Genomic DNA, 13,547 nt, shown 5'->3' on the forward strand with positions numbered 1-13,547 from the left:
GCAATGGTCCCCGCAAACCCCAGCGGCGCGACGCGCCTCGTGCCGATCCTCGCGCACCCGGTCGACCACGTGCGCGCGCCGCGCATCTACAACCCGGCCTTCGCCGCCGCCGGCCTCGACTGGTGCCTGGTGCCGATGGGCGTGCATCCCGGCGACTTCGCAGCCACCGTGGCGCAGCTCGCGCGCGTGGCCAACCTGCAGGGCCTGAACCTCACGATCCCGCACAAGGCCGCGGCGCATGCGCTGTGCGCGCGCCTCGGCCCCGAGGCGCGGCGCACCGGCGTGGTCAACACCATGCGCATCGATGCCGATGGCCAATGGTCGGGCGAGAGCTTCGATGGCGTGGGCTTTGTCGATGCCGCACGCGCACACGGCGTGCTGCGCACCGATCGGCCGGTGGTGCTGGTGGGCGCGGGCGGTGCGGGCACCGCCATTGCCTTCGCGCTGGCCGCGGTCGGCCTGCGCGAGCTGCACGTCGTCAATCGCGAAGCCGAGCGCGCGCAGCAGCTGTGCACCGAATTGCGCAAGGCGTATCCGGACATCCATGCCGACACCAGCGCCGGCAGCCTGGGGCGCGCCGGCCTCGCCATCAACGCCACCTCGGTCGGCCTGCATGCGGGCGACCCGATGCCCTTCGACCCGGCGCAGCTGCCGGCCGATGCGGCGCTGTTCGACATCATCGCCGCGCGCGACACCGAGCTCATGGCCGCCTGCGCCGCGCGCGGGCTGCGGGTGGTCGGCGGCAAACCCATGATCGACCACCAGGTCGCCGCGCAGATCGCTTTCTGGCGCGGCGCCGCCGCATGAACAACACTTGATCCAGGAGACCCCATGAAGAAATTCGCAAGGGCCGCGATGGCCCTGTCGGCCATGGCGCTCGCCGCCGCATCCTCGCTGGCGCAGCCCAAGGCCGACTATCCGCACAAGCCCATCGTGCTGGTCGTGCCGCAGCCCGCGGGCGGCGCGGCCGACCAGTTCGCGCGGCCCTTCGGCCAGGCGCTGTCGCAGCGGCTGGGCCAGCCGGTGGTCATCGACAACCGGCCGGGCGCCAACGGCAACATCGCGGCCGCCTACGTGGCGCGCAACCAGCCGGCCGACGGCTACACCATCTTCTTCGGCTCGGTCAGCACGCTGGCCGTGAACCCGCACCTCTACAAGGCCACGGGCTTCGACGCGCTGAAGGACTTCCAGCCGATCACGCTCACCAACCAGACGCCCAACGTGCTGGTGGTGGGCGCGGGCACGCCCTACAAGACCGTGGCCGACGTGGTGGCGGCCGCCAAGAAAGAGCCTGGCACGCTGAGCTTCGGCTCGGCCGGCAACGGCAACACCATGCACCTCACGGGGCTGCAGTTCGAGGCGAAGACGGGCACCCGGCTGATCCACGTGCCCTACAAGGGCGGCCCCGCCGCGCTCAACGACGTGATGGGCGGGCAGATCCCGATGATGTTCCACAACCTCTCGGCCGTGCTGGGCCAGGAGAAGGGCGGCCGCGTGCGCGTGCTGGCCGTGGCCGACACGCAGCGCTCGAAGCTGCTGCCCAACGTGCCGACCATGGCCGAGGCCGGCGCGCCCGGCGTGGTGCAGCTCGCATGGAGCGGCATGCTGGTGCGCAGCGGCACGCCCGCGCCGGTGGTCGAGCGGCTGCACAAGGAGATGGTTGCGATCCTGAAGGAGCCCGCGTTCCGCAAGCCGCTGGAAGAGCAGGGCTTCGATGTACTCTCATCGACGCCACAGGCGTTCGCCGAACGCCTGAAGGCCGACCACGCCTCGATGGGCGAGGTCATCAAGGCCGGCAACGTGAAGATCGATTGACCCCGCAAAGGACCGAACCCATGCCCTCGCGCAACACCTTCAAGCACGCCCTCGCGGCGAAGATCCCGCAGATCGGCCTCTGGTCGACGCTGCCCGACCCCTACATCTCCGAGCTGCTCGCGGGCGCCGGCTTCGACTGGATGCTGCTCGATGCCGAGCACACGCCCGGCGATCCGACCACCATGCTGCGCCAGCTGCAGGCGGTGCAGGCCGAGCGCGATCGGCCCACCTCGGCCGTGGTGCGCCCGCCCTGGAACGACCCGGTGCTGATCAAGCAGTACCTGGACATCGGCGCGCAGACGCTGCTGCTGCCCTTCGTGCAGAACCGCGCCGAGGCCGAGGCCGCCGTGGCCGCCACGCGCTATCCGCCGAACGGCATCCGCGGCATGGGCGGCACGGTGCGCGCCACCCGCTTCGGCCGCGACACCAGGTACGTGGCCGAGGCCTCCAGCGAGATCTGCGTGCTGGTGCAGGTGGAGACCGTGGAAGCGCTCGAGCACCTGGAGGACATCGCAAACGTCGACGGTGTGGACGGCGTCTTCATCGGCCCCGGCGACCTGTCGGCCAGCATGGGCGTGGCCGGCCAGGTCAACCACCCCACGGTGCGCGCCGCCATCGACCGCGCCATCGCGCGCATCCTCGCCTGCGGCAAGGCGCCCGGCATCCTCATGAACGACGAGCCGCGCGCGCGCGAGCTGCTCGACCTTGGCGCGCTCTTCGTGGCGGTGGCCAACGACCAGCTGCTGCTGCGCAAGAGCGCCGACGACATCGCCGCGCGTTTCAAGCAGCGCGGCGCACCCGCCGCCCCCGCCTCGGCGCCGGCCCCCGCCACCTATTGAACCCAGAGATCCAGAGAACACACCGCATGTCCACAGAAGCCGCCCGCCCCAAGACCCTGCAGGAACTGCGCAGCCAGCGCTGGTTCGCGAGCGACGACATCCGCGGCTTCGCGCACCGCCAGCGCATGCAGCAGCAGGGGCTCGCGCGCGAGGAGTTCATGGGCCGGCCGGTCATCGGCATCGTCAACACCTGGAGCGAGCTCTCGCCGTGCCACGCGCACCTGCGCGAGCGCGCCGAGTCCGTCAAGCGCGGTGTGCTGCAGGCCGGCGGTTATCCGCTCGAGCTGCCCGCGCTGAGCCTGGGCGAAGTGATGGTCAAGCCCACGACCATGATCTACCGCAACCTGCTGGCCATCGAATGCGAGGAGCTGCTGCGCAGCCTGCCGATCGACGGCGTGGTGCTGATGGGCGGCTGCGACAAGACCACGCCCGGCCTGGTCATGGGCGCGCTGTCGATGGACATCCCCGCCATCTTCCTGCCCGCCGGCCCGATGATGAATGACCGCTACAAGGGCCAGGCCGTGGGCGCGGGCACCCACACCAAGAAGTTCTGGGCCGAACGCACCATCGGCAACATCGACGAGGCCGAATGGATCCACCTCGAAGCGCGCATGACGCGCACGCCCGGCACCTGCAACACCATGGGCACGGCCAGCACCATGACCGCCATTGCCGAGGCCATGGGCCTGTCGCTGCCCGGCGCGATGAGCATCCCGGCCGTCGACTCCGAGCACAGCCGCATGGCATGGCGCTGCGGCGAGCGCATCGTCTCGATGGTGTGGGAAGACCTGAAGCCCTCGCGCATCGTTACCAAAGCCTCGTTCCTCAACGCCGTGGCCGCCTACATGGCGCTCGGCGGCTCGACCAACGCAGCGGTGCACCTGCCCGCGATGGCGGGGCGCGCAGGCATCGAGCTGAACATCGACGAGCTCGACGCGATCGCGCGGCGCGTGCCCGTCATCGCCAACCTCTATCCGTCGGGCGAGAAGCTGATGGAAGACTTCCACTACGCCGGTGGCCTGCCGGCGGTGCTCAACAGGATCGCGGCGCACCTGGACCTGTCGGCGCGCACCGTCACCGGCCGCACGCTCGGCGAGGACATCGCGGGCTGGCCCGCGGAGGACGACGGCACCATCCTCGACCCGGCCTCGCCGCTCAAGCAGGGCACGCCCGAGTGCCCCGAGGCCGGCATTGCGCTGGCCGTGCTGCGCGGCAACCTGTGCCCCGACGGCGCGGTCATCAAGCCTTCGGCCGCCACGCCCGAGCTGCTGCGCCACACCGGGCGCGCGCTGGTGTTCGACTCGAACGCCGAGATGCTCGCGGCCATGGCCGACGAAGAACTCGACTGCGACGCGTCGACCGTGCTGGTGCTGCGCAACGGCGGCCCGGTCGGCGGCCCCGGCATGCCCGAGTGGGGCAACCTGCCGATTCCCAAGAAGCTGCTGCGGCAGGGTGTGCGCGACATGCTGCGCATTTCCGATTCGCGCATGAGCGGCACGCACTACGGCACCTGCGTGCTGCATGTGTCGCCCGAGTCGGCCATCGGCGGTCCGCTGGCGCTGCTCAAGACCGGCGACACGATCCGCCTGGACATCGGCGAGCGCCGCCTCGACATGCTGGTGTCCGACGAAGAGTTGGCCGAGCGCCGCAAAGAGTGGACGCCGCCCGCGCCGGCCTACGCGCGCGGCTACACGAAGATCTTCCAGCACGAAGTGACGCAGGCGCACCTGGGCTGCGACTTCGCGAGCCTGGCCGGCAACGCGCCCACGCCCGAGCCGCCGATCTACTGAAAAAAGCGCCCCGCGCCTTGCGCGCGGCGCAGCGGAATCGGCCACCGGCCGTTCGGGGACAATACGGCCCGCGACATTCGGGCCCGACGCGGCCTCTCGACGATTTTCTTTTCCGGTGCAAGCGATTCTTTCCGAAGCCGGCCCCGTGCTGGTCTTCATGGCCTGCGTGGCGCTGGCCACTTATGCGCAGAACCTCACGGGGTTCGCATTCAGCCTCATCCTGCTCGGCCTGGTGTCGGTGTTCCACGTCGCCAGCGTGGGCGACACGGCCAACGCCGCCACGGTGCTGAGCCTGATCAATGCATGGACCTATTTCCGCGCGCGGCCCGGCGTGGTGCCGTGGCGGCTGATGAAGCCGGCGCTCAACGGCAGCACCGTGGGCGTGATCGCGGGGCTCATGCTGCTCACCTGGCTCAGCGGCGGCGCGGTGAACTGGCTGCGCGGCCTGCTGGGCATGTCGATCCTGGGCTGCGCGCTGCTGCTGGTGCTGCAGGGCCGGCCGCAGCCCGCGGTGTCGGGCCGCACGAGCTTTGCCGTCATCGGCGGGCTCTCGGGCGTGCTGGGCGGGCTGTTCTCGAGCTCGGGGCCGCCCATCGTCTTTCACATGTACCGCCAGCCGCTGGAGCGCGAACTGGTGCGCCGCGCGCTGCTGCTGATGTTCGCGTTCAATTCGCTGGTGCGGCTGGTGATCGTGCTGCCCACGGGGCACTTCTCGTGGCGCGCGGCGCTGTTGGCCGCCTGCGCAATGCCGGTGGTCTACGGCGTGACGCGGTTGCACCACCGGCTGCCCAACAAGCTGCAGCCGCGCACCCTCCAATGGCTGGTGGGCGGCCTGCTGGCCGCGGCGGGTTCGACGCTGGTCGCGAGCGCGTGGCTGGCGATTGCGCAGGGCTGAGCGGGCCCGCCCGCTCCTTGCCTCACGCGCGCATCGGCGCGCGGCTTCTGTCGTTGTTGGCCGTGACGAACTTGGCGAGCAGCTTCATGAAATCGCGGCGCTCCTGCTCGCTCATGGTGCTGAAGAGCGCATCCTGCATCTCGGCCATGGCCGGCACCGTCTGCGCGAGCAGCCCGGTGCCCTCGGCCGTGAGGCGCAGTTCGCGCTGGCCGCGCGCGAGCACCTGGCGCGTGATCCATCCCTTGGTCTCCAGCCGCGCGGCAATGTCGGCGGCGGTGGAGGTGTCGAGCGCCACCTGCTGGGCCAGCGTGACCTGGTCGATGCCCGGCTTCTTCTGCAGGGTGCGCAGGATCGCGTACTGGACCGGTGTGATGTCGCGCCCCAGCTTCTCGTGGAACACCGACACCGCGATCTGGTGGGCCCGGCGGATCAGGTGTCCGGGCTGGTCATTGATGTCGATCTCGGCGGCGTCGGAAGTGGGGCTGGGCATGGATGTCGAAACCTGAATCGGGTCCCGGCGGTAAGGACGGAGCCTGCAATTCTATGGCGCCGCTGCGACGCGCCGGCCCCTACAGGTCGAGCACCAGCATCGGCGAGCGCGAGCGCGAGCAGCAGGGAGTGAACTGGTCGTTGGCCGCCTGTTCTTCGGGCGACAGGTACATGTCCTTGTGGTCCGGCTCGCCTTCGAGCACGCGCGTGAGGCAGGTGCCGCACACGCCCTGTTCGCAGGAGGTCGCCACCTCGACGCCCGCCGCGGCAAGCGCCTGCACCACCGTGCAATCCTTGGGCACCGTGACGATGCGCCCCGAGCTTGCGAGCTTGACCTGGAATTCCGCATCGGTGTCCGACGCGGCGATCTCGGCCGAGAAGAACTCGTAGTGCAGCTGCTCGGCCGGCCAGCCGGCGGTGCGCGCGCCATCCAGCACCCAGTCCATGAAGCCCTTGGGGCCGCAGACATACAGGTGCACGCCGGGCTGCGGCGTGCCGATTGCCGCCGGCAGCGACAGCTTCTGCGCCGCGTCCCCGTCGTCGAAGTGAAACTGCACCTGCGATGCGAACGCGGACTGCGCGATGCGCCCGGCAAAGGCGGTGCGCTCGCGCGAGCGCGTGCAGTAGTGCATCTCGAACGGCGCTGCGCTCAGTGCCAGCCGCTCGGCCATGCACAGGATCGGCGTCACGCCGATGCCGCCTGCGATCAGCACGCTGCGGGTGGCCGCGTGGGCCAGCGGAAAGTGGTTCTTCGGTGCGCTGATGCGCAGCAGGCTGCCTTCCTGCACCAGCTCGTGCATCGCCTGCGAGCCGCCGCGCGATGCAGGATCGCGCAGCACGCCGATCAGGTAGCGGTGGCTCTCCTGCGGATCGTTGCACAGCGAGTACTGGCGCGTAAGGCCGTTTGGCAGGTGCACGTCGATGTGCGAGCCGGCCGAGAACGCCGGCAGGGCCTGCCCCTCGGCGTGCACCAGCTCGAAGGTGCAGATGTCCAGCGCCTCCGCATGCTTGCGGGCGACGCGCACGTTCAGTTCGGAGGCGTTCATGCCGCACCTGCCGGAGCCGTCGCCGGGGCCTGGCCTTCCTGCGCGATCAGGCGCTCCAGCACGCGGCGCGACTGCACGCCGCCCGAGTCGATGTTGAGCTTCAGCAGCGAGCGGTTCGGATGCGCGAGCAGGTTGCGCTGCTGGGATTCGAGCATCTCCAGGTCTTCGCTGAAGATCTTGCCCTGGCCTTCGCGGATCGATGCGGTCAGCGCCTTGTCGTGCGGCTGGAAGTTGCGCGCCATGCCCCAGAAGTACCAGTGCGAGGTCTCGGTCTCGGGCGTGATGAAGTCCACCACGATGCTCGACACCTTGTGCGCCGGATCGGCGTCGTAGCCGCCCTTGCCGGCGTGGGCGACGCCCACTTCGATCAGCACGTGGCTGGGCGGCGTGAAGCGGCAGATCTGCCAGCGGTCGACCGGCACGTCGTCGGCCAGGTGGTTGCCGCGCAGCGCCATGCGCCAGAAGGGCGGCGCCGAGATGTTCTCCATGAAGCGGCTGGTGGTGACCTGGTCGCCCTCGGTCTTGGTGGTGGTGGGCGTCTCGTCGATTTCCTTCTGGCCGATGCTGGTCGAGTGCACGTAGGTCTCGTGCGTCAGGTCCATCAGGTTGTCGATCATCAGGCGGTAGTCGCACTGGATGTGGAACAGGCCGCCGCCGTAGGCCCAGTCGGGGCTTTCGGCCCATTCGAGGTGATGCAGCTTGGCCGGGTCGGCCAGCGCAGGGTCGCCGGGCCAGATCCAGACGAAGCCGTAGCGCTCGATCACCGGGAAGGAGCGGATCGGCGGAAAGCCGCGCACGCGCTGCCCGGGCATGGCGACGGTCTTGCCGTCGCAGCCCATCTCCAGCCCGTGGTAGCCGCACACCAGCTTGCCCTCGACCACGCGGCCCAGCGACAGCGGCGCGCCGCGGTGCGGGCAGAAGTCTTCCAGCGCCGTGGCCTTGCCTTCCGCTGCGCGGTAGAGCACCAGGTTCTCGCCACAGATCTTGCGGCCCAGGGGCTTGTCGTCGATCTCGTTGCCTGTGCAGGCCACGTACCAGGTGTTTTTCGGGAACATATGGCTTTCCTTTTGGATGGCTGGGTTGGGAGGAGAAGGGGCGTTCAATGGGCGCTGGCCACGCGGCCGGCCGGCTGTGCCTTGGCGCTGCGGCGCAGCGCGAGCACGGCCGCCATCGCCGCCACCAGCGGCAGCGCGTAGGCGTAGTAGAGATGCGGCGGCTGCCAGCCGCGGTCGAGCAGCATCCCGGCGATGAGCGGCGCGAGGATGGCGCCGATGCGGCCGATGCCGATCGCCCATCCCATGCCGGTCGTGCGCACGGCGGCCGGGTAGATCACCGGTGCGAACGCATAGAGCCCGGCCATCGAGCCGAAGATGAATCCGCCGATCAGGAAGGCGATCGCGAACGACGCGCCCAGGTGCCCGGTGGCCGCGCCGAATGCCGCCATGGCCAGCGCCGTGATGACGAGGCTGGCGGCCGTCAGGCGCCCCAGGTCCAGCCGCGCGACGAGCAGCCCGAACAGGCTGCCGCCGACGATGCCGCCGATGTTCAGCAGCACGCCGCCGGTGATGCCCTCGCGCGCCGACAGCCCCGCCGAGACCAGCAGCTTCGGCGTCCAGCTGAGCGCAAAGTAGAAGCCGAACATCAAGAGGAAGAACGCGGCCCACAGCAGCAGCGTCGAGCGCGCCAGGCCTGCGTTGAACAGGCTCGCCACCGTGGAGGCGGAGCGCTCGCCGGCCGGCGGCAGCGGCGGGAGTTCGGCCAGTTCGGGGCGCTTCATCTGGCGCAGCAGCGCGTTGAGCTTGCGCAGCGCGCCGGCGGGGCGCCTGGAGACGAGGAAGTCGACCGATTCGGGAAGGCGCCACAGCACCAGCGGAATCATCAGCGCCGTGGCCAGGCCGCCGAAGACGAAGACCGAACGCCAGCCGTAGTGCTCCAGCAGCACCGCGGCAATGCTGCCGCCGATGGTCGCGCCGATCGGATAGCCGGTCGCCTGCAGGGCCACCGCGGTGCTGCGCCATTTGTTCGAGGCGTATTCGGAGGTGATGACGCCCACGCTGGCCAGCATGCCGCCGATGCCCAGGCCGGTGAGCGCGCGCAGCGCCGCCAGCTGCGTGCTGCTCTGGGACAGCGCCGACAGCCCCATGCCGAGCGCGATCACCACCAGGCACAGCAGGATGACGGTTTGCCGTCCGAAGCGATCGGCCAGCGGCGCGAGGAACAGCGAGCCGGCAGCCATGCCGAACAGGCCGGCACTGAACAGCACGCCGAGCTGCGCGCCGCTGAGCTTCCACTCGGCCGACACGCTGGCCGCGGTGAAGGCCATGACCAGCACGTCGAAGCCGTCGAGCATGATCAGCGTGATGCAGATCGTGATCGCGCTCCACTGGAAGCGGCTCATGGGGCCTTCATCGAAGGTCTTGCGTAGATCGTGGGTCAAATTTTGTCTCCTTGTGCAGGGCAGCCAAGTACATTGCCGGCGCTCCTGGATTCAGTACACTGAACGACAATCAGTGTACTGAACCATCGCGGGTGGAATCAAGGGGCCAAGTACTGGGGTTTACCCTGCGTAGAGCCGCGGAAGGCTTCTTCGAAGCCGAGGGAAGGCGGGCTGAGGCTCAGACCCGCGTCACGCCGCCAGCGGCTGTCCGGTCGAGGCGCACACGCGGTTGCGTCCGCCCGACTTGGCGGCGTACAGCGCCTTGTCCGCGGACCGGATCAGTTCCTTGGGCTGGCCGCCGATGCCGGCCTGGGGACTGAGCGCATCCACGCCGGCGCTCAGCGTCACGAATCCGTCGGCGGTGCCCGCATGTTCGATCTTCAGCTCGCGCACGGCGCTGCGGATGCGTTCGGCCAGCATCACGGCGCCCGCGACGTCGGTGTTCGGCAGCAGCACCGCCAGCTCTTCTCCGCCATAGCGCGCCGCAAGATCTCCCGGGCGCCGCGACGCGACGCGCGCGATGGTGCGGCCGATGGTCTGCAGGCACTCGTCGCCCGCCGCATGGCCGTAGATGTCGTTGTATTGCTTGAAGCAATCCACATCCATCATGATCAGCGCCAGCGTGCTCGCGTTGCGCGCGGCGCGGCTGTATTCGCTGTCCAGCGCCACGTCGAACTGCCTGCGGTTCGCGAGCCCGGTCAGGCCGTCTTCCATGGCCAGGGTGTTGAGGGTCTTGTTGAGCGTTTCGAGCGCATCGCGCGCCTGCCGCAGCTCGGCCTCGGTGCGGGTCTGGAGCTGGAACTGCCGCACCAGGCGCCATCCGATGAAGCCGACGATCAGGCTCAGCAGAACGACGCCGCCCGAATGCCACAGCGTGTCGCGCCACCAGTTGGCCAGGATCTCGTCCTTGGACAGCGCCGCGGAAACGAACAGCGGGTAGTTGTCCAGGCGCCGGAAGCTGTTCAACCGTGTCACGCCGTCCTGCGCCGACTTGATGTAGGCCGTGCCGACCGGCCCATGCGCGGCGTAGGAGCGAAAGAGCTGGGTCTCCAGCATGTTCCGTCCCACCATGTCGGGGCTGTAGGGCCGCCGGGTCATCATGGTTCCGTTCTCGAGCACCAGCGCCACGGCGCCGGCCTGGCCGATGTCCAGGCTGTCGTAGAACCTGGAGAAGAAGTCGACGTGGATCGTCGCGAGCGCCACGCCGGCAAAGCTGCCGTCCGCATGGTTGATGCGCCGCGAAACCGGCACCAGCAGCCGGCCGCTGGTACGGCTTTGAACCGGAATGCCGATGTGCGGTCCGCGCTCTGCGTGCGTGCGGTGGAAGGCGAAGTACTCGCGGTCCGCGTTGTTCAGGTTCTCCGGCCGCGTGGGGCGGGAGTTCGCAATCCAGTTGCCGTCCTGGTCGTAGATGTGCAGGCCGTCGAGCTGGGGGAGCTCGGCAACGCGCAGGGCCAGCAGCTGGCGAAGCCGCGCCACGTCGGATGGATCGGTGCCGTCGTGCTCCACGCGCTCGACCATGCCGACCAGCACGGTGTCGGCCTTCTTGATCGTGTCGTCGGCCTGCTGCGCCATGGCGCGCGAGAGGTTCGACGTGGCCACGTTCATCTGCTGGAGCTGGTCGGTGCGCGCCTCCCAGCTGTTCCAGAAGTCGATCGCCAGCAGGCTGAGGCAGACGACGGCCACGAAAGCCATGGTCCGGGCGGTGATGGAGGGTCCGCGAATCACTACGCGCTTTCGGGGCAAGGAAGCATGGCGGCGGAAGGAAGGATGGGGTGGCTCGCCGAAGGCGAACGCGGCCCCAATGTATCCGAATGCGACGCCCAGCGCGCATCCGGCAGCCGCTTGATCTTGTGTGCCAGCGGCGGGTGTCTTGTCCCGTTTCGTGACAGCTGCTCACCGCGACACGCAGCGCTGTTGCAGCCTGGCGCAGGAAATCGGGCCGATGCATGTGCCAGATCGGGCGAATGGCCTCCAGGACCGCGTGGCATGGCCCGTGCAATGCAGCACCCGGGACCGCGCGGCATCCGGCTTGCGCGGCCGCCTTCCACCCCTTTACCCGACGGAGACAAGAGACCATGCAATACGCGAGCCCCAACACCCCCGGTGCCAAGATCGACTTCAAGCCGGCCTACGACAACTTCATCAACGGCAAGTTCGTGCCGCCCGTGAAGGGCCAGTACTTCGACGTGATCACGCCGATCACCGGCAAGCCCTACACGCGCGCCGCCCGCTCGGGCGCGGAGGACATCGAGCTCGCGCTCGACGCCGCCCACGCGGCCGCGGGCCAATGGGGACGCACCTCGCCGGCCGAGCGCGCCAACCTGCTGCTGAAGATTGCCGACCGCCTGGAGCAGAACCTCGAGCTGCTCGCCTATGCGGAAACCGTGGACAACGGCAAGCCGATCCGCGAGACGCTCAACGCCGACATTCCGCTGACCATCGACCACTTCCGCTACTTTGCCGGGTGCCTGCGCGCACAGGAAGGCGCGCTGAGCGAGATCGACGAGAACACCATCGCCTATCACTTCCATGAGCCGCTGGGCGTGGTGGGGCTGATCATTCCGTGGAACTTCCCGATCCTGATGGCCGCGTGGAAGCTCGCGCCCGCCATTGCCGCGGGCAACTGCGTGGTGCTCAAGCCCGCCGAATCCACGCCCGTGAGCATCATGGTGATGGCCGAGCTGCTGGCCGACCTGCTGCCGCCCGGCGTGCTCAACATCGTGAACGGCTACGGCCGCGAAGCCGGCATGGCGCTGGCGGGCAGCAAGCGCATCGCGAAGATCGCCTTCACGGGCTCCACCGCCACCGGCCGCGTCATCGCGCAGGCCGCGGCCGGCAACCTGATCCCGGCCACGCTGGAGCTCGGCGGCAAGAGCCCCAACATCTTCTTCGAGGACATCGCCGACGCGGACGACGACTTCTTCGACAAGGCCATCGAAGGCCTGGTGCTGTTCGCCTTCAACCAGGGCGAGGTCTGCACCTGCCCGTCGCGCGCGCTGATCCAGGAATCGATCTACGACAAGTTCATGGCGCGTGCGCTCGAGCGCATCAAGGCCATCAAGCAGGGCCATCCGCTGGACACCGACACCATGATGGGCGCGCAGGCCTCGGCCATCCAGATGGACAAGATCATGAGCTATCTCGCGCTCGGCAAGGAAGAGGGCGCGCAGTGCCTGACCGGCGGCGGCCGCGCGCAGCTCGGCGGCGAGCTGGCCGGCGGCTACTACATCGAGCCCACGCTGTTCAAGGGCCACAACAAGATGCGCATCTTCCAGGAGGAGATCTTCGGCCCCGTGCTCGCCATTGCCACCTTCAAGACCGAGGCCGAGGCGCTGGAGATTGCCAACGACACGCCCTACGGCCTGGGCGCCGGCGTGTGGACGCGCAACGGCAGCACCGCCTACCGCATGGGCCGCGCCATCCAGGCCGGCCGCGTGTGGACCAACTGCTACCACGCCTACCCCGCGCACGCCACCTTCGGCGGCTACAAGGAATCGGGCATCGGCCGCGAGACGCACAAGATGATGCTCGACCACTACCAGCAGACCAAGAACCTGCTCGTGAGCTATTCGCCGAAGAAGCTCGGCTTCTTCTGACGGCACGGCGGCGCCCGAAGATGACGGCGCTGTAATCCGGCCGACGGGAAACCGTCGGCCTGGATGGCTAGAGTGGCATGCATGCCCGTCGAATACGGACAGGCATTGCTGCTCTATCTACAATCCTCGCATGCACCGGGTTCGCCTCTTCGTCCTTTGGATCGTGATGTTTGCCGTGCCCTTCCAGGCGTACGCGGCTGCCGCCATGGTCTTTTGCGGACCGGGCCATGAGGGTGCTGCCCTGGCTGCTGCGGCAGCCGCCGCGCCGGCCGCTGCGCATCGGCATGCGCAGCAGGCGCACGGCGATGGGCATGCAGGCCATCAGCACCACGAAGCTGCCGCGCAGGACGCCGGGACATCTTCCGGCGACCAAAGCGCCCACGCCGACACCCACGCGTCGCCCGATGGCATGCACAAGTGCGGCACCTGCGGCGCCTGCCACGCCACCGCGCTCACCAGCACGCTGGAACTGATCGTGTTCCAGGGCCTTCCCCGCGCCGACCTCGCCGAGCCCGCCAGCACGGTGGCCACGGTCGCGCCGCGCCTTCTCGACAAACCTCCTCGCGCCTGAAGCGTTCGTGCGCCTGCGCGCGCCCGGTCACGGGCCGCAGCAGCGCGCATGCATCGCCTGCGTCAC

The 13,547-nt window shown here is 69.1% G+C and carries 12 protein-coding genes; 7 read left to right on the forward strand and 5 right to left on the reverse strand.

Annotated elements, in window-relative coordinates:
* Positions 1-3 precede the first annotated feature (3 nt).
* The 5 genes from AC1DSC_RS16945 to AC1DSC_RS16965 all read left to right on the forward strand — a co-directional run bounded on the left by AC1DSC_RS16945 (position 4) and on the right by AC1DSC_RS16965 (position 5,339).
* A complete protein-coding gene (locus tag AC1DSC_RS16945; protein WP_015865751.1) occupies positions 4-807 on the forward strand; it encodes a shikimate dehydrogenase family protein in 804 nt (267 codons plus the stop codon).
* 24 nt (positions 808-831) lie between these two features.
* Entirely contained in the window at positions 832-1,815 is a 984-nt protein-coding gene (locus tag AC1DSC_RS16950; RefSeq protein ID WP_015865750.1) for a tripartite tricarboxylate transporter substrate binding protein, read from the forward strand.
* A gap of 20 nt (positions 1,816-1,835) precedes the next feature.
* Positions 1,836-2,654, forward strand: coding sequence for an aldolase/citrate lyase family protein (locus AC1DSC_RS16955; protein ID WP_015865749.1), 819 nt, complete (start codon positions 1,836-1,838; stop codon positions 2,652-2,654).
* A 26-nt stretch (positions 2,655-2,680) separates the two neighbouring features.
* Positions 2,681-4,444, forward strand: a complete 1,764-nt coding sequence (araD, locus tag AC1DSC_RS16960; protein ID WP_015865748.1) for an L-arabinonate dehydratase — start codon at positions 2,681-2,683, stop codon at positions 4,442-4,444.
* A 115-nt stretch (positions 4,445-4,559) separates the two neighbouring features.
* Positions 4,560-5,339: a sulfite exporter TauE/SafE family protein gene (locus AC1DSC_RS16965; RefSeq protein WP_015865747.1), complete on the forward strand. Its 780-nt coding sequence runs from the start codon at positions 4,560-4,562 to the stop codon at positions 5,337-5,339.
* A gap of 22 nt (positions 5,340-5,361) precedes the next feature.
* On the opposite strand, the gene AC1DSC_RS16970 is transcribed toward AC1DSC_RS16965, so the two are convergent.
* From AC1DSC_RS16970 to AC1DSC_RS16990, 5 genes are all read right to left on the reverse strand, one after another.
* The gene (locus AC1DSC_RS16970) at positions 5,362-5,829 is read right to left on the reverse strand and encodes a MarR family winged helix-turn-helix transcriptional regulator (protein WP_015865746.1); all 468 of its coding nucleotides are present in this window, start codon (positions 5,827-5,829) and stop codon (positions 5,362-5,364) included.
* 79 nt (positions 5,830-5,908) lie between these two features.
* Positions 5,909-6,874, reverse strand: a complete 966-nt coding sequence (locus AC1DSC_RS16975) for a PDR/VanB family oxidoreductase (RefSeq protein ID WP_015865745.1) — start codon at positions 6,872-6,874, stop codon at positions 5,909-5,911.
* A complete protein-coding gene (locus AC1DSC_RS16980; RefSeq protein WP_015865744.1) occupies positions 6,871-7,929 on the reverse strand; it encodes an aromatic ring-hydroxylating dioxygenase subunit alpha in 1,059 nt (352 codons plus the stop codon). The genes AC1DSC_RS16975 and AC1DSC_RS16980 overlap by 4 nt, the downstream gene beginning before the upstream one ends.
* A 44-nt stretch (positions 7,930-7,973) precedes the next feature.
* Positions 7,974-9,311: an MFS transporter gene (locus AC1DSC_RS16985; RefSeq protein WP_015865743.1), complete on the reverse strand. Its 1,338-nt coding sequence runs from the start codon at positions 9,309-9,311 to the stop codon at positions 7,974-7,976.
* A gap of 189 nt (positions 9,312-9,500) precedes the next feature.
* Positions 9,501-11,006 (reverse strand): sensor domain-containing diguanylate cyclase, encoded by a 1,506-nt coding sequence (locus AC1DSC_RS16990; RefSeq protein WP_230537800.1) that lies wholly within the window; start codon positions 11,004-11,006, stop codon positions 9,501-9,503.
* A gap of 383 nt (positions 11,007-11,389) precedes the next feature.
* Here AC1DSC_RS16990 and adh point away from each other — a divergent pair, with 383 nt between their 5' ends.
* Positions 11,390-12,910 (forward strand): aldehyde dehydrogenase, encoded by a 1,521-nt coding sequence (adh, locus tag AC1DSC_RS16995; protein WP_015865741.1) that lies wholly within the window; start codon positions 11,390-11,392, stop codon positions 12,908-12,910.
* Between the two features lie 130 nt (positions 12,911-13,040).
* Positions 13,041-13,481, forward strand: coding sequence for a hypothetical protein (locus AC1DSC_RS17000; RefSeq protein WP_041945782.1), 441 nt, complete (start codon positions 13,041-13,043; stop codon positions 13,479-13,481).
* Positions 13,482-13,547 lie beyond the last annotated feature (66 nt).

The organism is Variovorax sp. 01N425, from assembly GCF_056399465.1.

What these genes read in the sequence shown, in the direction of transcription:
- AC1DSC_RS16990 (WP_230537800.1), bottom strand. Translation starts at nt 11,006, where the DNA reads ATGGCTTTCGTGGCCGTCGTCTGCCTCAGCCTGCTGGCGATCGACTTC.
- AC1DSC_RS16970 (WP_015865746.1), bottom strand. Translation starts at nt 5,829, where the DNA reads ATGCCCAGCCCCACTTCCGACGCCGCCGAGATCGACATCAATGACCAG.
- AC1DSC_RS16975 (WP_015865745.1), bottom strand. Translation starts at nt 6,874, where the DNA reads ATGAACGCCTCCGAACTGAACGTGCGCGTCGCCCGCAAGCATGCGGAG.
- araD (WP_015865748.1), top strand. Translation starts at nt 2,681, where the DNA reads ATGTCCACAGAAGCCGCCCGCCCCAAGACCCTGCAGGAACTGCGCAGC.
- AC1DSC_RS17000 (WP_041945782.1), top strand. Translation starts at nt 13,041, where the DNA reads ATGCACCGGGTTCGCCTCTTCGTCCTTTGGATCGTGATGTTTGCCGTG.
- AC1DSC_RS16950 (WP_015865750.1), top strand. Translation starts at nt 832, where the DNA reads ATGAAGAAATTCGCAAGGGCCGCGATGGCCCTGTCGGCCATGGCGCTC.
- adh (WP_015865741.1), top strand. Translation starts at nt 11,390, where the DNA reads ATGCAATACGCGAGCCCCAACACCCCCGGTGCCAAGATCGACTTCAAG.
- AC1DSC_RS16980 (WP_015865744.1), bottom strand. Translation starts at nt 7,929, where the DNA reads ATGTTCCCGAAAAACACCTGGTACGTGGCCTGCACAGGCAACGAGATC.
- AC1DSC_RS16955 (WP_015865749.1), top strand. Translation starts at nt 1,836, where the DNA reads ATGCCCTCGCGCAACACCTTCAAGCACGCCCTCGCGGCGAAGATCCCG.
- AC1DSC_RS16945 (WP_015865751.1), top strand. Translation starts at nt 4, where the DNA reads ATGGTCCCCGCAAACCCCAGCGGCGCGACGCGCCTCGTGCCGATCCTC.